The 22983-nt window shown below is 34.7% G+C and carries 23 protein-coding genes; 19 read left to right on the plus strand and 4 right to left on the minus strand.

The window, feature by feature from the left end; genetic code table 11:
• On the plus strand, window positions 1-393 hold the full coding sequence (locus WBG07_RS16630) for an SRPBCC family protein (RefSeq protein ID WP_340202878.1): 393 nt from the start codon (window positions 1-3) through the stop codon (window positions 391-393).
• Window positions 394-398: 5 nt separating this feature from the next.
• Here WBG07_RS16630 and WBG07_RS16635 read toward each other — a convergent pair whose 3' ends face one another.
• Window positions 399-1130 carry a biotin--[acetyl-CoA-carboxylase] ligase gene (locus tag WBG07_RS16635; protein WP_340202879.1) on the minus strand — a complete coding sequence of 244 codons (732 nt, stop codon included), beginning with the start codon at window positions 1128-1130 and terminating at the stop codon, window positions 399-401.
• Between the two features lie 96 nt (window positions 1131-1226).
• Between WBG07_RS16635 and rsfS the strand changes: the two genes are divergently transcribed.
• From rsfS to WBG07_RS16665, 6 genes are all read left to right on the plus strand, one after another.
• The gene (rsfS, locus tag WBG07_RS16640) at window positions 1227-1598 is read left to right on the plus strand and encodes a ribosome silencing factor (protein WP_340202880.1); all 372 of its coding nucleotides are present in this window, start codon (window positions 1227-1229) and stop codon (window positions 1596-1598) included.
• Between the two features lie 15 nt (window positions 1599-1613).
• Window positions 1614-3563, plus strand: a complete 1950-nt coding sequence (gene ftsH, locus WBG07_RS16645) for an ATP-dependent zinc metalloprotease FtsH (protein WP_340202881.1) — start codon at window positions 1614-1616, stop codon at window positions 3561-3563.
• Between the two features lie 105 nt (window positions 3564-3668).
• Window positions 3669-4283, plus strand: a complete 615-nt coding sequence (locus WBG07_RS16650) for an LUD domain-containing protein (protein ID WP_340202882.1) — start codon at window positions 3669-3671, stop codon at window positions 4281-4283.
• Window position 4284: 1 nt separating this feature from the next.
• Complete coding sequence (locus WBG07_RS16655; RefSeq protein WP_340202883.1) at window positions 4285-5100, plus strand: phosphatidate cytidylyltransferase; 816 nt, start codon at window positions 4285-4287, stop codon at window positions 5098-5100.
• The gene (locus WBG07_RS16660; RefSeq protein ID WP_340202885.1) at window positions 5090-5737 is read left to right on the plus strand and encodes a phosphatidylserine decarboxylase family protein; all 648 of its coding nucleotides are present in this window, start codon (window positions 5090-5092) and stop codon (window positions 5735-5737) included. Before WBG07_RS16655 ends, WBG07_RS16660 begins: the two co-directional genes overlap by 11 nt.
• Window positions 5737-6000 carry an acyl-CoA-binding protein gene (locus tag WBG07_RS16665; protein WP_340202887.1) on the plus strand — a complete coding sequence of 88 codons (264 nt, stop codon included), beginning with the start codon at window positions 5737-5739 and terminating at the stop codon, window positions 5998-6000. Before WBG07_RS16660 ends, WBG07_RS16665 begins: the two co-directional genes overlap by 1 nt.
• A gap of 47 nt (window positions 6001-6047) precedes the next feature.
• On the opposite strand, the gene WBG07_RS16670 is transcribed toward WBG07_RS16665, so the two are convergent.
• A complete protein-coding gene (locus tag WBG07_RS16670; protein ID WP_340203035.1) occupies window positions 6048-8678 on the minus strand; it encodes a valine--tRNA ligase in 2631 nt (876 codons plus the stop codon).
• Between the two features lie 128 nt (window positions 8679-8806).
• Here WBG07_RS16670 and WBG07_RS16675 point away from each other — a divergent pair, with 128 nt between their 5' ends.
• Entirely contained in the window at window positions 8807-9217 is a 411-nt protein-coding gene (locus WBG07_RS16675; protein WP_340202888.1) for a DUF1573 domain-containing protein, read from the plus strand.
• 50 nt (window positions 9218-9267) lie between these two features.
• On the opposite strand, the gene WBG07_RS16680 is transcribed toward WBG07_RS16675, so the two are convergent.
• Window positions 9268-10563 carry a PDZ domain-containing protein gene (locus WBG07_RS16680; protein ID WP_340202890.1) on the minus strand — a complete coding sequence of 432 codons (1296 nt, stop codon included), beginning with the start codon at window positions 10561-10563 and terminating at the stop codon, window positions 9268-9270.
• Between the two features lie 199 nt (window positions 10564-10762).
• On the opposite strand from WBG07_RS16680, the gene WBG07_RS16685 reads away from it, so the two are divergent.
• From WBG07_RS16685 to WBG07_RS16700, 4 genes are all read left to right on the plus strand, one after another.
• The gene (locus WBG07_RS16685; RefSeq protein WP_340202891.1) at window positions 10763-11953 is read left to right on the plus strand and encodes a pyridoxal phosphate-dependent aminotransferase; all 1191 of its coding nucleotides are present in this window, start codon (window positions 10763-10765) and stop codon (window positions 11951-11953) included.
• A gap of 4 nt (window positions 11954-11957) precedes the next feature.
• The gene (gene murB / locus WBG07_RS16690; protein ID WP_340202893.1) at window positions 11958-12971 is read left to right on the plus strand and encodes a UDP-N-acetylmuramate dehydrogenase; all 1014 of its coding nucleotides are present in this window, start codon (window positions 11958-11960) and stop codon (window positions 12969-12971) included.
• Entirely contained in the window at window positions 12972-13490 is a 519-nt protein-coding gene (gene lspA / locus WBG07_RS16695) for a signal peptidase II (protein ID WP_340202894.1), read from the plus strand. It begins immediately after the preceding gene.
• 774 nt (window positions 13491-14264) lie between these two features.
• Complete coding sequence (locus WBG07_RS16700) at window positions 14265-15344, plus strand: PD-(D/E)XK nuclease family protein (protein WP_340202895.1); 1080 nt, start codon at window positions 14265-14267, stop codon at window positions 15342-15344.
• 84 nt (window positions 15345-15428) lie between these two features.
• Here the strand turns inward: WBG07_RS16700 and WBG07_RS16705 are convergent, their stop codons facing one another.
• Window positions 15429-16775 (minus strand): FAD-dependent oxidoreductase, encoded by a 1347-nt coding sequence (locus WBG07_RS16705; protein WP_340202897.1) that lies wholly within the window; start codon window positions 16773-16775, stop codon window positions 15429-15431.
• 134 nt (window positions 16776-16909) lie between these two features.
• Between WBG07_RS16705 and WBG07_RS16710 the strand changes: the two genes are divergently transcribed.
• From WBG07_RS16710 to WBG07_RS16740, 7 genes are all read left to right on the plus strand, one after another.
• Window positions 16910-17548: a flavin reductase family protein gene (locus tag WBG07_RS16710; protein WP_340202899.1), complete on the plus strand. Its 639-nt coding sequence runs from the start codon at window positions 16910-16912 to the stop codon at window positions 17546-17548.
• Window positions 17545-17694, plus strand: a complete 150-nt coding sequence (locus WBG07_RS16715; RefSeq protein WP_340202901.1) for a DUF2256 domain-containing protein — start codon at window positions 17545-17547, stop codon at window positions 17692-17694. Before WBG07_RS16710 ends, WBG07_RS16715 begins: the two co-directional genes overlap by 4 nt.
• Window positions 17664-18977, plus strand: coding sequence for a DASH family cryptochrome (locus tag WBG07_RS16720; protein ID WP_340202903.1), 1314 nt, complete (start codon window positions 17664-17666; stop codon window positions 18975-18977). The genes WBG07_RS16715 and WBG07_RS16720 overlap by 31 nt, the downstream gene beginning before the upstream one ends.
• Before the next feature lie 15 nt (window positions 18978-18992).
• Window positions 18993-20528: a cryptochrome/photolyase family protein gene (locus tag WBG07_RS16725; RefSeq protein WP_340202905.1), complete on the plus strand. Its 1536-nt coding sequence runs from the start codon at window positions 18993-18995 to the stop codon at window positions 20526-20528.
• Window positions 20529-20705: 177 nt separating this feature from the next.
• Window positions 20706-21548: a helix-turn-helix domain-containing protein gene (locus tag WBG07_RS16730; RefSeq protein ID WP_340202907.1), complete on the plus strand. Its 843-nt coding sequence runs from the start codon at window positions 20706-20708 to the stop codon at window positions 21546-21548.
• 105 nt (window positions 21549-21653) lie between these two features.
• Window positions 21654-22058 (plus strand): DoxX family membrane protein, encoded by a 405-nt coding sequence (locus WBG07_RS16735; RefSeq protein WP_340202909.1) that lies wholly within the window; start codon window positions 21654-21656, stop codon window positions 22056-22058.
• Between the two features lie 119 nt (window positions 22059-22177).
• Complete coding sequence (locus tag WBG07_RS16740) at window positions 22178-22936, plus strand: SDR family oxidoreductase (protein ID WP_340202910.1); 759 nt, start codon at window positions 22178-22180, stop codon at window positions 22934-22936.
• Window positions 22937-22983: the final 47 nt, after the last annotated feature.

Here is a 22983-nt window from a genome sequence, read left to right on the forward strand (position 1 = left end):
ATGCAGCTAGAAAGCCCAAAAACAAAAGTTCATAAATCATCAGAAGAACTTTTCAATTTCCTGATAGATGTAAAAAATTTTGAAACCTTAATGCCTGAGAATATTAGTAAGTTTGAAGTATTAGAAGAAGGTAAATTTGTATTTGCCCTTAAAGGCATGCCAGAAATAATCTTGAAGCTAAAAGAAGAGCATCCTTTCCATAAGATAGTATTAGGTGCTGCCAGTGATAAAATTCCATTTAACCTTACGGCAGACATTAAAGAGATAGACAGTAGTTCTTCTGAAGCGCAACTTACTTTTGAAGGAGAATTCAATGCCATGATGGCCATGATGATAAAAGGGCCTATCACTAGTTTCATTAAGACTCTTTCTGAAAAGATGGGTAATCTCTAAAAATCTTAATAAAGTAATTTCACTTCCTTAATATCAAAATCCTCTTCTATTTCGTCTTCTAAAAGAATTTTTAGTTTTCCACTTGGTGTTACACCTTGAATAAACCCCATAAACCGTTCACCCTTTTTATTTTCGAAAGTAGAAGGTTTAAAAATGCGAAATAAATAAGACAAATAGATTTCTTTTAATTTAATCTGTGTATTCTCCTGCGTGTACATTTTTTCAAAATATCTAAGTTGCGCTAGCAGTTGATCTCTAATTTCTTCTACATCAAACTCTTTATTCGCCTGCATTTTCATAGAGGTAACCGCTTTCAATCCTTGAAAATTTAATTGATTTACATTGAGTCCAACTCCTATTATTGCAGTATCCATGACACCATTTTTGATAAATGTTTCTATCAAAATACCACAAATCTTTCTATTTGCTGACAAAATGTCGTTAGGCCATTTTATTTTTAAATCTGGAATTTCAAAATGCTCTAATGTTTTTACAACAGCCAAAGAAACCGCCATACTTAGAAAAAAATGTGCGCCTGTTTTTAAACATGAAACTTTCTTAAACACACTAGTTATCAAGTTTTTATCTGGTTCCGTTTGCCAAAGAGATCCCATCTGCCCTCTTCCTTCTGTTTGTTTTCTAGCAGTAACTACGGTATAATCTTGCAGTTTTTTTTCTTGAATTAACCGCTTTAAAAAAGCATTTGTAGAATCAATGGCATTAAGTTTGATTATCATGTGGTTATACAATATGGATTATTCTGTAATCTTATGTTAATTCTAAAGGAATAAGAAACAAAAAAGTAATAACTTTGCGTAAAATAAAGAAATTTAATGGCATTAGAAAAAAGTAGTGCAGATCAATTAATATCACTTGTTTTAAAAGGAATCGAAGAGGTTAAAGGAAAAGACATAAGTATTCTGGATTTGAGAAACATAGAAAATACGGTTTGCGACTATTTTATCATTTGTAATGGTACTTCTAACACTCAAGTTAATGCAATTGTCAATTCAATTCAAAAAACGGTAAGTAAGGAGACTAAAGATAAACCGTGGCATGTTGAAGGAGAAAGCAATGGGGAATGGGTATTACTTGATTATGTAAATGTGGTAGTTCACGTATTCCAAAAACACATCAGAGAATTTTACGATATTGAAGGACTTTGGGGAGATGCTAAAGTAACATCTATCCCAAGCAATTATTAATTTTATTATAGTTTAATGGCAAAAGACACTAACCCAAATAAAAAATCGAAATTCAGTTCTTACTGGATTTATGCGGTAATTTTGGTAATCATCATAGGATTTCAATTTTTCTCAGGAGGTAGTAGTTGGCAAAAACTAACTCAAACCACACCGCTGCAACTTCAAGAATTTCTTAAAAATGGGGATGTAGCAGAAATTAAAATTATCACTAATACAAGACATGCAAAAGTATTTCTTAAAGAAGAAGCGTTAGAAAAAGAAGAACACAAGGGTATTGATAATAAAACCCTCATTCCTTCAAATGCGAAAATCCCTAGTTATGAACTTGAGTTTGGGGATCTTCAAAATTTTGAAAATGAAATTAAAAAAACCATTTCGGAGAATAATTTAGATACTGTAATTCAATATGAACAGGAATCAAATTATTTCGCTGAAATTATAAGTTTCATACTCCCATTTTTATTAATTCTAGGTATTTGGATTTTTCTGATGCGAAGAATGTCTGGTGGAGGTGGCGGTGGCGCTGGTGCTCAAATATTTAATATTGGAAAATCTAAAGCAAAGCTTTTTGATGAAAAACTAGACACAAGAGTTACTTTTAAAGATGTAGCGGGTCTTGAAGGAGCAAAAGAAGAAGTAGAAGAAATTGTAGAGTTTCTTAAAAACCCGGATAAATATACCTCTTTAGGTGGTAAAATACCAAAGGGTGCCTTGTTAGTAGGCCCTCCAGGAACAGGTAAAACTTTGCTCGCAAAAGCCGTTGCAGGAGAAGCCAAAGTTCCTTTTTTCTCTCTTTCAGGTTCTGATTTCGTAGAGATGTTTGTTGGGGTGGGAGCCTCTAGAGTTCGAGACCTTTTTAAGCAAGCAAAAGATAAGTCTCCAGCTATTATATTTATTGATGAGATTGATGCCATTGGTCGTGCAAGAGGTAAAAATAATTTTACAGGTTCTAATGACGAACGAGAGAATACGTTAAATCAGTTACTAACCGAAATGGATGGCTTTGGCACCAATACGAATGTAATTGTTCTTGCCGCAACAAATAGAGCAGACATCTTAGACAAGGCATTGATGAGAGCGGGTAGATTTGATCGTCAGATTTACGTAGACTTACCAGATTTAAGAGAGCGTAAAGAAATTTTTGAAGTTCATCTTAGACCTATCAAAACCTCAGAAGCGCTTGATATGGATTTTCTGGCCAGACAAACCCCTGGTTTCTCAGGAGCAGATATTGCCAATGTATGCAATGAAGCTGCACTTATTGCAGCGCGTAATGGTAAAAAAGCGGTAGATCGTCAAGACTTCTTAGACGCTGTTGACAGAATAGTTGGTGGTCTTGAAAAGAAGAATAAAATAATTACTCCAGGTGAAAAGAAGACAATTGCTTATCATGAAGCTGGCCATGCAACTGTAAGTTGGATGCTTGAGCATGCGGCTCCATTGGTGAAAGTTACTATAGTCCCACGGGGACAATCTCTGGGGGCTGCTTGGTATTTACCAGAAGAAAGATTAATTGTTAGACCAGATCAGATGTTGGACGAAATGTGTGCAGCATTAGGTGGTAGAGCTGCAGAAAAGGTAATTTTTGATAAAATTTCTACAGGTGCATTAAGTGATCTTGAAAAAGTCACAAAACAAGCAAAAGCGATGGTTACCATTTATGGCCTTAATGATAAAATTGGAAACCTTACGTATTATGATTCAAGCGCGCAAGGGGATTATGGTTTTACCAAACCCTATAGTGAAGAAACTGCGTTGACAATTGATAAGGAAATTTCAGGAATTATAGAAGAACAATACGAGCGCGCGGTTGAACTTTTGAAAAATAATAAAGATAAACTCACAGAATTAGCAGAGCGTTTATTAGAGAAAGAAGTAATTTTTAAAGATGATCTTGAGAAAATCTTTGGAAAAAGACCTTTTGATAAAGAAGAAGAGGAAGAAGAAAAAACTATAGAAGGTTAATTGTCATATTGTTAATTTTTTAACAGAAATGTAAAGGCTAATAAAAAATTTCGTTAGCTTAGTAGTACCGTTTAATTCTATACTTAAATTTTCTATTCGTCCCAAATGTTGAGTGAATTTCTTAAAAAACTATTTGGCAACAAGAAGAACAAAGCTCCTTCTGGAACTAACCCAATAGAAAGAAGTAAATATATGCCGGAAATTATACTTCCGGTAGACGAAAAATTTACCATCAATTTTAAAAAAAATGGTGGTAAATTTATTTATTGTGACTCCTTAGAAGAATTAAGCGAAAGTTTTCATAATATACTTTGTGAAAATTCCTGGGAAAAATCGGATGTGTTTTGCAATGACACAGGATTACGTAAAAAATTTAAAAGTTTCAGTTTAAATTATATTAAAAACCCAAGAAAAGCTGCTTTTTTCCTTACAGGATGTGAAAATTTAGTAGCAGATATGGGCGCTATTTTAATAAGTTCTAATCAAATTGGAGAATTAAAACTTCCTGATTTTCCAGATAATTTTGTGGTGCTATCCACTACCAGTCAACTTATTGACACTATTGGCGAAGGACTACAACGTATCAAAAATGAAAGCGGTAAAAAAATCCCAACCAATATAACTACCATAAAACACTTTGACGTAAAAGACGAAAAAGACTTTCTTTCTTATGGAAGTAGTGCGAAAAACTTATATTTGTTGCTACTGGAAGATTTATAATATGAAAGAACTCTTCAAGCGATCTATTACTGGTATATTGTATGTTTTCTTATTACTGGCTGCGGTAATGCTAAATACACAAGCGTTCAATTTTTTATTTCTGGTATTTGGTCTAGTTTGCCTTTACGAATTTAAAAAACTTATTAAATTAAGTGGTTATTATATATTTCTTGCCTTTTTAGGACTTTGGTGGTTGTTTATTTACTTAATTGAAGATTTCCATCAAAAAAAATCTTTAGCCTTATTATTACTAGCCGCTACTATACTAACCAACTTTTTTCTATTAAGTGAATTGTTTGGAAAAAAAACTCCTAAATATTCCAATACTGCAAGATTCACCATCAGTCTATTCTATATTGGTACTGGCTGTATATTTTTAACAATGATTCCGTATTACGAATATCATTTTTCAAAATTTTTGATTATTGGTATTTTTGTTTTGATTTGGGTAAATGATTCTTTTGCATTTCTAGTAGGGAAAACTTTGGGGAAAAATAAACTCTTCCCTTCAGTATCACCAAAGAAAACAATAGAAGGCTTTGCAGGAGGTGTTTTTTTTGCATTAATTGCAGCGTATGTCTTGTCTAGATACCATAATGATCTTTCACTATTACAGTGGTTTGTTCTAGCCATTGTTGTGGTAGTAACAGGTACTGTTGGAGATCTTGTTGAATCTAAATTCAAAAGAATGGCTGGTGTTAAAGACAGCGGAGCAATATTACCAGGACATGGTGGGCTTTTAGATAGACTTGATAGTTTAGTCTTTGCAGCACCTTTTGCTTATTTAACTTTACAAATATTTGGTTATGTTTCATAAAGAAGGTCATAAAATAATTACTTTTTCACTTCTGTTCGTGATCATTGTATCATTGTGCGCTTTTTACTTCATTGATATCACTTGGCTGCGCCTGGGAATACAAATTGCAGCATTGATTTTTTTGATATTGATCTTACAATTTTTCAGAAATCCAAAACGTTCTCTATTTATCAATGAGACCACTGTAGTAGCTCCTGTTGATGGAAAAGTAGTGGTAATAGAAGAAGTGGAAGAAAAAGAATTTTTTAAGGGAAAAAGAAGGCAAGTGAGTATTTTTATGTCTCCCATAAATGTGCATGTTACTCGGTTTCCTATTGGAGGTAAAATCATTTATAGTAAATACCACCCTGGTAAGTATCTAGTTGCATGGCATCCAAAAGCCTCTGAAGAAAACGAAAGAACTACGGTGGTTGTAGAAAATAAAAATTTTGGAGCTGTTCTGTACCGCCAGATTGCTGGTGCATTGGCAAAACGAATCGTAAACTACGCCATTGAAGGCGAAACCGCAGCTCAGGGCGCTGATAGTGGTTTTATAAAATTTGGATCTCGGGTAGATGTATTTTTACCTTTAGATGCCGAAATAACCGTTCAACTCAATCAAAAAGTAAAAGGCGGCATAGATGTTATCGCCAAATAATGATGGAAAAGGATACATTATTGGATATCAAATTTAACGAAGCTGTAGACAAGGTAAATGAATATCACAGCCCTTTACCCGCAGATATTCTTTTGCGACTCTATGCGTACTACAAAATCGCAAATAAAAATTTTGAAAACCCCAGAAGCCGAAAGCCCTTAATAAATGCCTTTAAAACAAATGCCCTCTTTCAAGCAAAAGATGTGACAGAGGATGAAGCCAAACAGAAATATATTGATTTGGTGGAAAAATATATTTCTTAAACAATTCATCTAATTAACAAAACATAACGCAAGTTGAATGTCAAGTACTACTTCAACCCCGCTAAGCTTTCTTTAATCATCTCAATTTTAGCCAAGGCATCTGCTTCTTTCTTTCGCTCTATTTCCACCACTTTTTCCGGAGCATTGTTTACAAAACGTTCATTAGATAATTTACCACGAACCGATTTAAGAAAGCCTTCCGTATAGTTGAGCTCTTCTTTGAGTTTAGCAATTTCTTCTTCAATATTTACTGCGGTTTCAACCGGAATAAAATATTCATTAGATTTCACCCTAAAAGATAAAGCCCCAGAGGGTTTCTCGCTTATGTTTTCAATAGCGCTGAGATTGCCAAGCTTGGCAATTACCGAATGAAACCTCTCAGACACTCCTTCACTATTAAGAAGTAGTAGACTCAAGGACTCTTTAAAAGCAATTCCTTTATTTTTTCGAATAGTTCTAATACCGGAGATCACTTCAGAGGCAATTTCAAAATCTGCTAGCAACGTTTGATCTATGCGCTTAGCTTGCGGCCAATTTGCAACAATTAGCGCTTCCTCAGGAGTTCTTTTGGCTATTAAATGCCAAATTTCTTCCGTCAAGAATGGCATAAATGGATGTAACACTTTTAGATTATCTTCAAAAAGGCCAATAACCGCATTGTAGGTAGCTTGATCTATGGGCTGTTGATAAGGTGGTTTCACCATTTCCAATAACCAGGAGCAAAAATCATCCCAAATTAACTTATAAGTTCCCATTAAGGCATTTGAAATACGATATTTATTATAATCACTTTCAATACACTCTAATGCTTCATTAAATCTGGATGTATACCAATCAATAGCTAAGCTAGCAGATTCCGGTTGTTCTATAGATGAAGAAACTTCCCAGCCCTTTACCAGCCTAAAAGCATTCCATACTTTGTTTGAAAAAGCGGCTCCCTGCTTACAAAGATCTTCATCAAACATCAAATCGTTCCCCGCAGGCGAACTTAAAAGCATCCCAACTCTCACACCATCTGCCCCATATTTCTCTATAAGATCTAAGGGGTCTGGAGAATTCCCCAACTGCTTAGACATCTTTCTTCGTTGCTTATCACGTACAATTCCGGTAAGATATACATTCTTAAAAGGCTTCTCGCCGCGGTACTCATATCCGGCAATAATCATTCTGGCTACCCAGAAAAATAAAATTTCGGGTGCAGTCACTAAATCGTTCGTTGGATAGTAATAGTTTACCTCCTCATTGTCTGGCTCTAAAATGCCATTAAAGACACTTATAGGCCATAGCCAAGAAGAAAACCAAGTATCTAAAGCATCCTTATCACGCGTAAGCTGATCTAGGGAAAGTGCATTGTTACCAGACTTCTCTTTTGCTAATCTTAGCGCTTCCTCTTCATTTTCGGCCACTACATAATCTTCTTTTCCATCGCCAAAAAAATAGGCAGGAATTTGATGCCCCCACCAAAGTTGTCTGGAAATATTCCAATCCCGTACGTTTTCCATCCAGTGACGATAGGTATTGATAAATTTTTCTGGCACTAACTGCACGTCTCCATTTATAACCGCATCCAAAGCTGGTTTCGCAAGATCTTTCATCTTTAAAAACCATTGATCAGACAATCTGGGTTCTATAACCGCTTTGGTGCGCTCTGACGTTCCTACTTTATTGAGGTGATTTTCTGTTTTAAGTAAATATCCTTTAGCCTCTAATTCTTTTGCGATTGCCTTTCTAACTTCAAATCGGTCTTTCCCTTCATAGTGAAGTCCGTATGAATTAAGAGTAGCATCTTCATTGAAGATATCAATAATTTCTAGATTATGCCTTTCTCCTAGCGCCTTATCATTTGCATCATGGGCTGGTGTTACCTTTAAACAACCTGTTCCAAATTCAATATCTACATAGGTATCTTCTATAATAGGAATCACCCGATTACATATAGGAACAATTGCTTTTTTACCTTTTAAATGCGCATATCTTTCATCATCAGGATTAATACAAATGGCAGTGTCTCCAAGAATGGTTTCCGGTCTGGTGGTGGCAATAACCACTTTCTCGTTACTTCCCTCAATCTCATAAGCTATATAGTAGAGTAATCCCTGTTTTTCTTCATAAATAACTTCTTCATCAGAAAGGGTGGTTTTAGCTTCCGGATCCCAATTCACCATTCGGTAGCCTCTATAAATAAGACCTTTGTTATATAAGTCTACAAATACTTTGATTACCGAAGCAGACATATTGTCATCTAGGGTAAATTTAGTGCGTTCCCAATCACACGAGCATCCTAGTTTTTTTAATTGTTCTAGAATAATCCCACCATGTTTATGTGTCCATTCCCAAGCATGCTCTAAAAATTCTTCTCTGGTGAGATCAGACTTTTCAATTCCTTCATCTTTTAATTTTTTAACTACTTTTGCTTCTGTAGCAATGGAAGCATGATCTGTTCCTGGCACCCAGCATGCATTGTAGCCATTAAGACGCGCTTTTCGGATTAAAACATCTTGTATGGTGTTATTTAACATATGTCCCATATGCAGCACTCCAGTCACGTTTGGTGGTGGAATTACGATACTATAAGCCTCTCTTTCGTCCGGTTCTGAATGAAAATATCCATGTTCCATCCAATATGAATACCACTTGTTTTCTACGGCTACAGCATTATATTTTGAAGGAATTTGCATGTTTGGTCTGATTTTTGAATATAAGTTTGCAAAAGTAGCCATATCCCAAATAAATTAAAAGGAATATGGTTTATTTTGAATGTTAGACAAAAATTAGTTAATTTACAATTCATTTAAAATTAAAAACCATGAAAAAATTTGTTGCTTTAGTAATGTTTATTGCCTTAGGTACAGCCCTGAACGCCCAAGACAAAGTTGCTAAGATTGAGTTTAAGGAAAGTACTATAGATTATGGTGAGATTGCAAAAGGAAGTGATGGTGTAAGAGTTTTTGAATTCACAAACACTGGAAACACTCCTTTAGTTATTTCCAATGTAGCTTCTAGTTGCGGTTGTACGATTCCTAAAAGACCAGAAGAACCTATTCAACCTGGGCAAACTGGTGTCATTGAAGTAAAATATGACACGAACCGTGTAGGACCCATTCGTAAAACAGTTACGGTAACCTCAAATGCAGACACTCCTACTGTTGCTTTGAAAATTAAAGGCAAAGTTTTAGATCCTAATCAGGTAAGCAGTGTTCTTATGAAAAACAATTAATTTATTAAAAATGTATAAAAAATTACCCAGCAAATTGCTGGGTAATTTTTTTACAATACTTTTTTAAGTTTAAAATAAAACATTAGCTTCTTTCCATTTCGGTCTACCTGCAACTTAATGTTCTTCTCAGGTTTCTCATTTAACATTTCAACAATCTCCTGAAGAGAATATCTATGCGCTTGCTTACCATTTACACTGAGTACCACATCTCCAATTTTAAGTCCAGCTATTGCAGAGGGACTATTAGGTCTTATTTCTGCAATCTCAAAGGAAGGGAAAAGGGTTAATTTAAAATCCTGACTTAATAATACTTGTACGGTCCCTGTTGGATCATTGTCATTTTTTACAAAACCGTTTGCACTGGTAGAGGATCCTTGTACATAACGCATCCCATTGTGCTGTAACTCTATACCACTCATATTATATTTGAATGCATCCTTAAAATTGCCGTTTTTACTTAGCGTTATTTTTCCATCTTGATAATTTATAATAACATGAAACCGCCTTAAAATTTCTGAACCCACGCTCCCATTTCTTCTATTAAGATTTTTAATATGTTTTAAGGCTAAAGAATCAGGGAAGGCTACTTTTGCATTTGGCAAGGTAAATCTTCCTAAGCGCAGCTCTCTTACTCTGGAGCGTTTTCCATAAATACTTCCACTTAAACCTCTTCCTAAAAAATCATAAAAACTTTTTTCCGGAATATGAATTCCTAATTCTTGATTAGGAAAAAGCCACAAAGCATCACTACTACCAGAATCAATAAGCAAATTGACCTCTTTCTCTACATTTTCTGCAACAGTTACATGTAATTTTATATAAGGTTTGTTATTTATGAGTTCTATGGGATAGGTTTCACATTTCTTGCAAGGATCGTACTTGTATCTGGATTTTTCATAGAATCTAATTTTTTTAGTTATATAATTGATCTCTAACACAAAATCTTTTAGCAAATCAAAACCAATAATTCCATGTACTGCAAATCCTAATCTGGGAGAAAAATTAATTTCTTCATCCAAAACCACATACAAATCCTGCTTATTATTGAAGATTTTCCCCATTTTAAATTGATTCCCTTTAGAGTGGAAGGCTAATGCCGATTCTCCATCTCCAAGACCCCGTAAGTAAATCTCTTCTACGTTTTTCACTTGTAGAGAGTCATTTTCCGTAAGATTAAAAAGTATGGGTTTGTTTACCCCTGTATCTAAAACAAAAGATAATTCTACGCCATTTACCTCTACCGGAATTACAATAAGGTTATTAATAAACTTAAACCGAATACTTTCCTTGAATTGCCCTTGGGGCATTTTAAAAGCAGCCTGCGAAAAGACTAATAATGGAAACATTAAGATTAGCCAACGATATTTTAAAAATCCAGTCAAAAAAAGGTATGTTAGTTTGTTAAGGATGGTTACTTAAATATACTAAAAGCCTGCTATTGCAGGTCTACTATTTAACATTATTTAACTTCCAATATGACCTTACTGTTTTGGGTTTTTGTAAAATATATTTTGCAACTTTGCAACACTTAAATAAAAAATTGTTATGCCTGTAATATCACGAAAAGGAGCTCAAATGCCAGCATCTCCTATCCGTAAACTGGTACCCTATGCAGAAGCTGCTAAAAAAAGGGGTACACATGTCTATCATTTAAACATCGGGCAACCAGATATTGATACTCCTAAAGTAGCCTTAGATGCGATTAAAAATAATAAAATAGAAATTCTTGAGTACAGTCGTAGTGAAGGTTCTGAAGAATACCGGAAAAAGCTGGCCGGATATTATCATAGTAAAAATATAAACGTTGCTCATGATGCCATTGTAGTTACTACTGGAGGCTCTGAAGCGCTTTTATTTGCTATGGGTTCTATTGCTGATGCCGGTGATGAAGTTATCATTCCAGAGCCTTTTTATGCCAATTACAATGGATTTGCAACCGCATCAGGGGTGAAAGTTGTGCCGGTAGTATCTAAATTTGAAAACAATTTTGCCTTACCTCCTATTGAAGACTTTGAAAAACTCATTACTCCAAAGACAAAAGCCATTTTAATTTGTAATCCTGGAAATCCCACAGGCTACCTTTATTCAAAAGAGGAGATTAAAAAACTAGCCGCCATAGTTAAGAAACATGATCTGTTCTTATTGGCAGATGAAGTCTATAGAGAATTTGCTTACGATGGATTAAAACATTATTCCATTTTACAAGAAGAGGGTCTTGATGAGCATGCTATTATGATAGATTCTGTTTCTAAACGTTATAGTATGTGTGGTGCACGTATTGGTTGTCTTGTTTCCAGAAATCAAAAAGTCATCCAAACCGTTTTAAAATTTGCTCAGGCAAGGTTGTCGCCACCTACCTTTGCTCAAATTGCCAGCGAAGCTGCATTAGACACACCGCAGTCTTATTTTGATGATGTTATAGCAGAATATGTAGAGCGTAGAAATGTACTTGTTGCAGGTCTTGAAAAAATAGAAGGTGTTAAAGTTGCCAAACCAAATGGAGCTTTTTACTGTATTGTAGAACTTCCTATTAAAAATGCTGATAAGTTTGCACAATGGTTACTGGAAGATTTTAATTATGATGATGAAACCGTCATGGTAGCACCCGCAGCCGGATTTTATTCGAGTCCAGGGATGGGAGAAAATCAAGTAAGAATTGCCTATGTTCTAAAAAAAGAGCGACTTTTAAAAGCGATTCGTATTTTACAAGAGGCACTAAAAATATATCAGGATTAAATTTTTGAAAATTCAAGAACAAATATCTCTTAAACCTTACAATACCTTTGGCATTGATGTGAAAGCCAGCCATTTTGTTGCTGTCAAAACTATCAGTGAACTTAGGGAGACGCTCTCTAACTCTCTATTTGATAAAAAATTCATACTTGGAGGCGGTAGTAATATGTTACTCACTTCAGACGTTGATGCACTGGTGATTCATTTAGAACTACATGGAAAAGAGGTAGTGTGTCAAGACGATACTCATGTACTAATAAAGGCATACGCAGGAGAGAATTGGCATGAATTTGTGCTTTGGACTTTAGCGCAGGATTATGGCGGATTGGAAAATTTATCACTTATCCCAGGAAGTGTGGGTGCGGCTCCCATTCAGAACATTGGTGCTTATGGCGTAGAACTAAAAGATACTTTTGTGAGCTGTGAAGCGATGGAAATCGCTAATGGAAAAATACACACCTTCTCCAAAGAAGCCTGCCAATTCTCCTATAGAGATTCTATCTTTAAAAAGAGCCATAAAGGTGCTTTTGTGATTACTTCCGTTACTTTCAGGCTAAGTAATAAGAAGCATTTGGTAAACACTTCCTATGGGGCTATTGAAAAAGAACTCGATGATCAAAAGATAAAAAACCCCACTATAAAGCAAGTATCTGAAGCTGTAATCGCCATTAGAAGAAGTAAGTTACCAAACCCTTCAGAAATAGGCAATAGCGGTAGTTTTTTTAAAAACCCCGTCATCTCTCTCGCTGCTTTTGAGCAACTAAAAAACAAGTATCCTGAGATTCCTTCCTATAAGGTGTCAGAAGAGGCTATTAAAGTTCCAGCAGGATGGCTTATAGAACAATGTGGTTTTAAGGGCAAACGTTATGGAGATGCAGGTGTTCACCATAAACAGGCATTGGTATTGGTAAATTATGCAAATGCAAGTGGAAAAGAAATTCTAGCCTTGGCAAAACAGATTCAACAGAAAGTATTAGAAACTTTTCAAATTAATATAGAAACGGAAGTGAACATTATATAAATGAGCGCCAAATACTCCCGGAAAATAATCTTAGTATTCCTTATTCTGCTAAACATTGGCTGTGATCAATTCTCTAAAGAATGGGTGCGTTCTAATGTTGACACTCATGAATATATTGAATTGATGGGTAAAAGCTTTGTATTAACCAAGGTTGAAAATTCTGGAGCATTTCTTGGCTTTGGAAGTTCTTTTCACCCCGTTTTAAAAAGTATTTTATTGCTGGGGTTACCCGTGATTACACTGCTCGGGTTAATCATTTATCTATTTAGCTTCAAAAAATTAGAGAACACTTTTGCCATTGCAATGGCTTTTATTATTGGCGGAGGCATTGGTAATTTATTTGACCGTATGCTTTATGGATCGGTAACCGATTTCTTTTATATCCATATTGGAATTTTTAAAACCGGGATCTTCAATATGGCAGATGTATCTGTAACCACTGGCATCGTTTTTCTGCTTTTTTATCAAATCATGATAAACATGCCCAAAGCGGAAAATAAAAAAATGACTCCTCTTTAATTTTTTATATAAATCATTGATCTACAGTACATAAAAAATGTTTTTCTGTTTAGCCCTAGTATTATACCTAAGGAACCACAAATATGGTTAGACGGCTTGCTGTGAGCTCTAGTGAGCATTTACGAACTTAAAAGCATAAAAAAACAGGTTATGGGTCAAGTAAATTTTGTGAGGAGTACAACACAAATAACGTTTTTACCGAATAACATGATTTACTTTCATTTCTTTTGCTCCTACAAAAGAAACGAAACAAAGAAAAGTAGGCCTTCCTCTATGAATTTTTTGACCATTAAGTCAAAAACCAATTCCAAAGCTTTGCGTCACTACGTACCTCCGCTCCTGTTCTCAAAGCATTTGGAATCTATTCTACGCCTCAGGACTTCACTGCGTGGTGCTTAACGTTTGAATGTTTGCAGTATGCTTTCTTTCCCGACAATATAGTGCATGAATTTCGTTATAAAAAGTTGAAAGGCTGGAAAAGCAAAAAGATAAAAGATTGATTCAATTTTGAAACTTTTTGTGTTCCCATATTTATGAGGAATTCCGTAATGCTTTCAACCTAAATACCTCTATTTTTTGGATTGAAGACGAAGTCAATTATTAATGTATTTTCTGTAAACTATAAAAATGGTATTTTCTACTAAAAAGTATAGAAAAAATTCATTTTAAATAGATTTGATAACAGTTCCTTATTTATCCTCTAGAATAAATATACTTAGGTATAAAGGTAATGAGTGTTTTTGTTTGTTACCACCAATTAGAACAAAACGAACAATGAAAATTGAAACAGTATTTAATTTATTAAATGAATTCGAAAGGCTTCCAAAGAAAAATGTTGAACCTACATTTTTAGAAATATGTAGTTACCCAAATCGTAGATTCGAGGAAATTTGCAGTAGAATATTAAGCTTTTACTTCAACCCCCGAAAAGAACACAAGCTTCAAGATTTATTTATTAGTTCACTTTTTGAATTAATCGATTATCAAGATGTTCAGTATCAAGCAAATCAAATAAGAATTATAACTGAGGACAATGCAGATGGCAAAAGAATTGATTTGGTTATTTACAGTCCAGATTTTATAATTGGAATTGAAAATAAAATAATGGCGTCACTGCATAATCCGCTTGATATTTATAAAAAAAGACTGGAAGAATATAGTATTGAAAAAACCATAAAACTTGTCCTTTCGGTTAAAAAAATTACAAAGAAAGAAGAAATTGAGTTAATCCGAAAAAATGATTTTATCTCAATAACATATGCTGAATTCTTTAAGATTATAAAAAATAATATTGGACAATATATATCTAATTGTGACCAAAAATATTTAATACAATTGTATGACTTTATCCAAACAATAGAAAACATGAATTCATTAAATCCATTAGATAAAAAACTTTCAGAATTTTTCTTCGATAATAGGTCTCAAATTGATTCATTAATTGATTCATATGCTAATCACAATGAAATAATTCTTAAAATTCAAAAAGAAAAAATATCAGAATTAAAAGAAAAAATATCAAACCTCACGGGGAGCGAATGGTGGGCCTGGCAAGGTTGGGACTTAGGGTTCAATTCATATAATTCCAATAAGTCGAAAATTGGAATTGAATCTAGTTTCCAACAAACTAGAGATAGTGCCCTAGGAGAATTTAAAATTTATATAACCACTTGGAGTCTAAAAGATTGGGTTGAATATGAAGATCAATTGATTGAAATGTTACCCAATAAGTCCTTAAAAAAAATAAACAATCGTGTCTACTTACATATGGATACGATTATTGACCAAGATGAAGAACAGATTTTAAGAAAGTTAAAAGAGTATTTCGATATACTAAAGAAAATTACAGAATAAAATTAGTGGTAAACCTGTTACTATTCCTCAAGTCAATATTCTCAAAAAATCCATTCACTTTATCTAGCTAACATCAATTTTAGCCTAGTTTTCCTGGAGCAATTTCAAGATAAGTTGTTCTACGGTACTGTTTTCCCAATTGGTTTTAACATCCGGTAACTGCATCACTTGATCCATAATTGCCTGTTGTCTTTCACCCTCTTGTAAGGCTTCAGCGTAGGGTCTGTGTGTAAACGTAACTCTGCTGTACAAAGGCAACCATTTGTCTGGATGCTTCTCTGAAAACCATTTTTCTATTTTCTTTCTAAGAATAAAGTTTTCATCTGCCGTTTTACTGCTCATTTCAATAAAATTACGGTAGCTAAGCTCTGCAATGGCATCTGCATTTGGCTTGCGGGCTTGCTGGTATTCTTGAAAGATTTTTTCCCAGTCGTCTCCGTATTCTTCCAGAAATTCATTAAGGACACTAATATCTTCAAAACCAGCATTCATCCCCTGCCCGTAGAAAGGTACTATCGCATGCGCTGAGTCGCCCACCAATGCCACCTTATCCCAATACGTCCAAGGATAACACTTCATAGTAACCAATGCACTTGTAGGATTCGTAAAAAAGTCTTTGATTAAATTAGGAATATCTTCTATGATAGAAGGAAAATGCTTTTCAAAAAATGCTTGCACCTGTGTTTCGGTTTGTAAAGATTCAAAGGAGTTCTCTCCTTCGAATGGCATAAATAAAGTACAGGTAAAACTACCATCTAAATTTGGCAGGGCAATAAACATAAAACGACCTCTTGGCCAAATATGTAATGCATTTTTAGCTAATTTATGACTACCATCTATGTTAGGTGGAATGGTTAACTCTTTGTAACCCGTATCTAAAAAATGTTGTGAATAATCAAATCGGCTGCGGCGTTGCATCTTATGACGTACTCTGGAAAAAGCACCATCGGCTCCAAAAATAATATCGTGCTTGTGAGAAGTCCATTCACTTCTTTGTGTTTCTCCCGTAAATAAGGTAGCTTCTGGTAAATCTACATCCCATACTCTTTTTTCAAAAGCAAACTTTACCCCTGCATCTTCGGCTAAATCAATCATCTTTTTATTCAATAATCCCCTAGAAATAGAATAAATAGCCTCTCCTTCTTTTCCATAAGGTTGAAAATACATGGGTTTGTTCAAAACATGAATTGCCCTTTTATCCATAGGAATAGCAATTTCTTTGATAGTCTCGCTTATGCCAGCTACCTCTAACGCTTTCCATCCTCTAACAGACATGGCTAGATTTATAGATCTTCCTGAAAATTTGATTTTACGAATATCTGGTCTTCTATCATAAATAGTTACCTCGTGGCCTTTTTTCTTTAAATAAATTCCCAATAATGAGCCTACAAGCCCGCTTCCTACTATGGCAATGTTTTTAGGGTGTTGCATAAAAATATGTCTGTAATTTAATCTCTAAACTTGTGAAGTTTGACAAATGTAATAAATTAGAATTACTTCACTATTCTTCACATATTTTAATTTTGTTTAATTTTATGTTAGTTTTGTTAAACAAAAATAAATGTATGATTAAACATGTTACCGCATCTGATATCCAGGAAATGTCTAAAGTTAACCGACTCAATTTTGTAAATAGTTGCACTGGGTATAAATCTGCAAATCTTATTGGTACTCGGTCTGAAGAAGAACAAACCAATCTCGCTATTTTTAATAGCTTTGTACACCTAGGAAGCAGCCCTGCACTTATTGGTTTTATTTTGAGACCGCTAACAGTACCCAGACATACGTACGAGAATTTTAAAAAAACAGGGGTTTTTACGGTAAATCATGTGACTAAAAATATGATTGAAGATGCACATCACACCTCTGCCAGTTATGCAGAAACAGTTTCTGAGTTCTCTAAAACAACACTGACTGAGGAATATCTTGACGGTTTTCATGCTCCTTATGTAAAAGAAAGCCCCATAAAAATAGGGTGCTCTTATAAAAATGAGTATCCAATTATTGAAAATGACACTTTACTAATCGTAGCCGCTATTGAACATATTTACTATGATGAATCTTTACAAGCCAAGGATGGTTGGTTGCAATTAGACAAGGGCAATGTGGTAGCGGTAAATGGATTAGATGGCTATGCAGAAACCAAGTTATTAGATCGTTTTTTATATGCACGTCCAGATCAAGAAACCAAATCTTTTGAATGAAAGGCGTTAAAAAACAACATTTACCTCAAAAAATATGTATCACCTGCGGACTCCCCTTTACTTGGCGAAAAAAATGGGAGAAGAACTGGGAAAATATTAAATATTGTAGCGAAAAATGTCGAAAAAACAAGATAAAACAGCCTTAGTCTGGTTTAGAAATGATCTCCGAACTCAAGATCAGCAATCACTTTTAAAAGCATGCGACGGTTTTAAAAATGTGATTGCCGTTTATGTATTTGATGAAAGACATTTTCAGGATACCATATATGGGTTTAAAAAAACGGAAAAATTCCGTGCCCAATTTCTTTTGGAAACAATCACGGAATTAGAGACTTCACTGAAAGCGCTTAACATTTCTATTTTTATCTTTAAAGGGTTGCCGGAAATTCATATTGCAACTTTGGTAGACCAACATCAGGTTTCTGCTATTTTTCTTCAAAAAGAATGGACTTCTGAAGAGGTTGCGGTAACAGATGCTCTTAAACTTTCACTTCCGGCGGTTGAATTTTGTGAGTCTTATGATCAATTCTTATTTCATCCAGACGACATTCCCTATGAATCTGTAGATAGAATTCCCGATGTATTTACGCAATTTAGGAAGAAATGTGAAAAATACAGTTTGGTGCAACAAATACTTCCAGAAGCGGAAACCATGCCCGTTTCCAATTTAAAAGAAAACACTACAAAAATTCCTTCACTAGAAACGCTAGGTTTTGAAACTTTTCAAATGGATTCTCGTACTGCATTTCCCTTTAAAGGTGGTGAAAACCAAGCATTGCATCGTGTAAATGAGTACTTCTGGGAAACCAAAAAACTCCAAGTCTACAAAAAAACACGGAATGGGCTTATTGGGAAAAATTACAGTTCTAAGTTATCTGCTTGGTTGGCAAATGGAAGTATCTCTGCTCGTACTATTTACTGGGAAGTGAGAAGGTTTGAAAAAGAAATCGTTAAAAATCAAGATACTTATTGGCTCATTTTTGAATTGATCTGGCGTGATTACTTTAAATATATTTCTTTAAAATACGGAGATCAAATTTTCTTTTTAGGTGGTATTCTCCATAAAGAGTACCAATGGTATGAAAAAGAGACGAATTTTAAAAACTGGACTCAGGGAACCACTGCGGAACCCTTTGTGAATGCCAACATGAAAGAATTACTGAATACCGGATGGATGAGCAATCGCGGCAGACAAAATGTAGCTAGTTTTTGGTCTAAAGAACTTCAGGAAGACTGGCGCAAAGGAGCCGCTTGGTTTGAGAGTTTGCTTATTGATTATGACGTACATAGTAATTGGGGAAACTGGATGTATAACAGCGGGGTTGGAAACGATCCAAGAGACCGTAAATTCAATATCAAACGCCAAGCCGATATGTATGATGCACAAGGTAAATTTCAAAATTTATGGCTACAAGAACTTTTGTTCTAACAAAATGTTATTAAAATGAAGAAAAAATTACGATTAATACTAGGCGATCAGCTTAATCATAATCATCCTTGGTTTGATGATCAAAACGATTCCATTATTTATTTAATGGCTGAAATGAAACAAGAAACCAGCTATGTAAAGCATCATATCCAAAAAGTGGTTGCTTTCTTCTGTTCTATGCGAAACTTTGCAGCATGGCTTGAAGAAAGAGGTAATAAAGTATTGTATTTTAAAATTGATGATGAACAGAATCCGCATCAATTAGACAAACTCATCAAAAAGCAAGTAACAGCAACAAATGCCTCTATTTTTGAGTACCAGTTACCTGATGAATATCGCTTAGATGAACAGCTTAGAACCATCTGTTCCTCTTTAGAAATTGAAACTGCCTCCATAGATACCCATCATTTTTTTACTACACGTAATGAATTAAGCAACTTTTTTAAGGGCAAGAAGCAATTGTTAATGGAAAGTTTTTACCGAATGATGCGTAAGAAACATGAGGTGATGGTTATAGATGGCCAGCCTGAGGGTGGGAAATGGAACTTTGATCAAAGCAATCGAAAAAAATGGAAAGGAAGTCCGGAAATTCCTCATGAACGTGGGTTCAGGAAGGATGTGAGTACGATTGTAGAGGCAATAAAAAAAATGGAAATAACAACGTTTGGTTCTATTGATAAAACTAATTTTAGTTGGCCTACCAGCCGTGAAGATTGCCTATCTGTATTGAATTACTTTTGTAAAAATCTGCTTGTCCATTTTGGTGATTATCAAGATGCGATGCATACTCAGGAAAAATTCTTGTTTCACTCACGATTATCTTTTGCAATGAACAGCAAAATGTTAGCACCCAAAGAGGTCATTGATAAAGTAATTTCTTTTTATTACGAACATAAAGAGCAGGTTGATATTTCTCAGGTAGAAGGCTTTGTAAGGCAAATTCTAGGATGGCGTGAATATATGCGGGGAGTTTATTGGAAAGAAATGCCAGCCTATGCCAATTGCAATGAACTAGACAATCACAATCCATTACCAGACTTCTACTGGACGGGAGATACGAAAATGAACTGCCTCCATCATAGTATTCGTCAAAGTCTGGAAGAATCTTACGCACATCATATTCAGCGCCTTATGATTACTGGTAATTATGCGTTGCTTACACAAACCAACCCAGCAGAAGTAGATGTGTGGTATCTTGGTGTGTATATAGATGCAATTGAATGGGTAGAAATTACCAATACCAGAGGTATGAGTCAATATGCCGATGGCGGAATTGTAGCGACCAAACCTTATGTTTCAAGTGGTAGCTATATCAATAAAATGAGTAATTATTGTAGCTCTTGTCATTACAATGTAAAGGATAAAACAGGTGACAAAGCCTGCCCGTTTAATTCATTGTATTGGCATTTTTTAGATGACAAAAGAAAACAGCTTGAAAACAACCCGAGAATGGGAATGATGTACAGTCTGTTGAATAAAATGGATCCGCAAAAACTTGCGGATTTGAAGGAAAGAGCGAACGATGTTATTGAAAATCCACAAAATTTTTAATTTTTTTTAATCTGCGTGATCCAAATACAACTACTCCTTCGTATATATATTGAAGACTACAAAAAAATACGTATTTTCCGCTATAATGCGTCTATATATTTTCACTTGACACCCCCTCTTTCTTCGAGGGGGTTCTTTATTATGTAATGTTTCTCTTTTTAGTAAGACTATTACACCATGACACATGAATTTAAAGAGTTTTCTACCGGTGCGCTGCTAACGGTTGGAGATGAAAATCTCTTAAGCACCTTTAAAATACCTAAACAAACAGGATTATATATGTTTCTATGGGCTCGTATGAAGCCTGTATCTATAATTGTAGATAGCGTACCTATAACTTTAGATAAAGATGAAATTATGTCCCTTACTCCCATTCAGTATTTGCAATACCAAGAAGGAACAGACCTGTTGGTTTACCAATTTAATCGAGAATTTTATTGCATCAAAGATCACGACAAAGAAGTAAGCTGTGCTGGATTGCTGTTTTATGGAGATAATGCGCTTCCGGTCATGAAACTTTCAAAAAAAGAAGTGGAGAGCTTTAATCTATTACATCAAGTTTTTCTTGAAGAGTTACAAACAGAAGATACGATTCAAGCAGAAATGCTACGTATGTTGATGGCTCGTTTTATGATAAAGTCTACTCGCATTCTCAAACAACAGCATGAAAATAATAACAATACCATACTAGACACCAAAACAGAAACACTTCGCACCTATAATTTTTTAGTGGAGAATCACTTTAAAGAATCCCATAGTGTAGCATTTTATGCAGAAAAGATGTTTAAATCTCCCAAAACCTTATCAAATTCTTTTACCTCTACTGGAAAAACACCTATTCAAATAATTCATGACCGTATTGTATTAGAGGCAAAACGCCTTTTGTATTATACAGACAAGTCTTCAAAAGAAATTGCTTATGAACTAGGTTTTGAAGATGCATCGCACCTAAGCAGAATATTTAAAAAACAAACCGGAATCACCCCAGGCGCTTTCAAAAAACAACAACAAAGTGCCTAATCGGGAAAAATTGACAATTATTTAGGAACTATACTCCTTTTGAAAACCTAGCCAATGCCTCAACTTTGCATCAACAATACTAAAACAACTTAAAAACACATCATTATGAAAACTATAAAAAAACACCTTCCGCTAGTTCTAAGAATTGTAACTGCTATCATATTAATTCAAACTCTTAGGTTTAAGTTTACCGCACATCCAGACAGTGTCTATATTTTTACAGAGGTAGGTCTAGAACCTTTTGGAAGAATTGGTATTGGTGTATTAGAGCTTATTGCCTCTATTTTGTTATTAATCCCTAAAACTATTTGGGTAGGAGCGGGTCTCACTTTGGGAATTATTGGTGGTGCTATAATGATGCATTTAACTATTTTAGGAATTGAAGTGCGTGGTGATGGTGGCACCCTATTTGGGATGGCAGTACTTACATTTAGCCTTTCTGCTAGTATCCTATTTATGTATCGTGCACAAATCCCTTTTATTGGAAAACGATTTTTAAAAAGTGCTTAGTACAGTATATACTTGTTATAAAAATGCCTTTATTATATCTAAAGGCATTTTTTATGCGCTATTGGATAGTTTCACCTTAACAATTCTGCCTATCTTTAAATTCCTAAAATTTACAAATCATGTGGCATTTAAAACATAAAATCGCTCTGGTAACAGGAGGCACCAAAGGTATAGGAAAAGCAATTATTCAGGAATTTGTTGATTTGGGGGCTACGGTAATTTTTACTGCCCGAAATGAGGAGGAAGTCAAAAAAGTTGCTTCCGATTTTAAGTCTAAAGGCTATCCTGTATTTGGAAGAAAAGCAGATGTATCTGTTCTGGAAGATAGAAAAGAGTTACTGGAATTTATCCAAAAGCGTTTTAATCGTTTAGATGTATTGGTGAATAATGCAGGGATAAACATTCGTAAAAATGCGGTAGATTATACAGAAGAAGAATACCGAAAAGTGATGGATATTAATTTATTGGCTCCTTTTGAACTAAGTAGAGAAGCATTTTTATTACTTACTAAAAGTAAAGCGGCAGCCATTGTTAACATTGCTTCAACGGCTGCAAGTTTTGATGTTCGCTCTGGAACACCCTATGCAATGGCAAAATCAGGATTACTTCAACAAAGCAGGAGTCTTGCCGTAGAATGGGCAGAAAAAAATATACGCGTAAACAGTGTTTCTCCTTGGTATACTGAAACCCCTTTAACAGAAGCTGTTCTGAGTAAAACGGAGCGGTTGGCGCTTATAAAAGAGCGTACCCCTTTACATCGTGTGGCTCAACCTGAAGAAATAGCCGCCGCAGTTGCCTTCTTAGCAATGGAAAAGTCCTCATATATCACCGGACAAAATCTAAATGTAGATGGAGGTATTAGCGTGAGCGCTTTATGAAAAATATATTTTTAATGATTTCTTTGAATATATTCTAATTTAAACAA

This window comes from Ascidiimonas meishanensis (assembly GCF_037782385.1).
Lineage (GTDB): Bacteria > Bacteroidota > Bacteroidia > Flavobacteriales > Flavobacteriaceae > Ascidiimonas > Ascidiimonas meishanensis.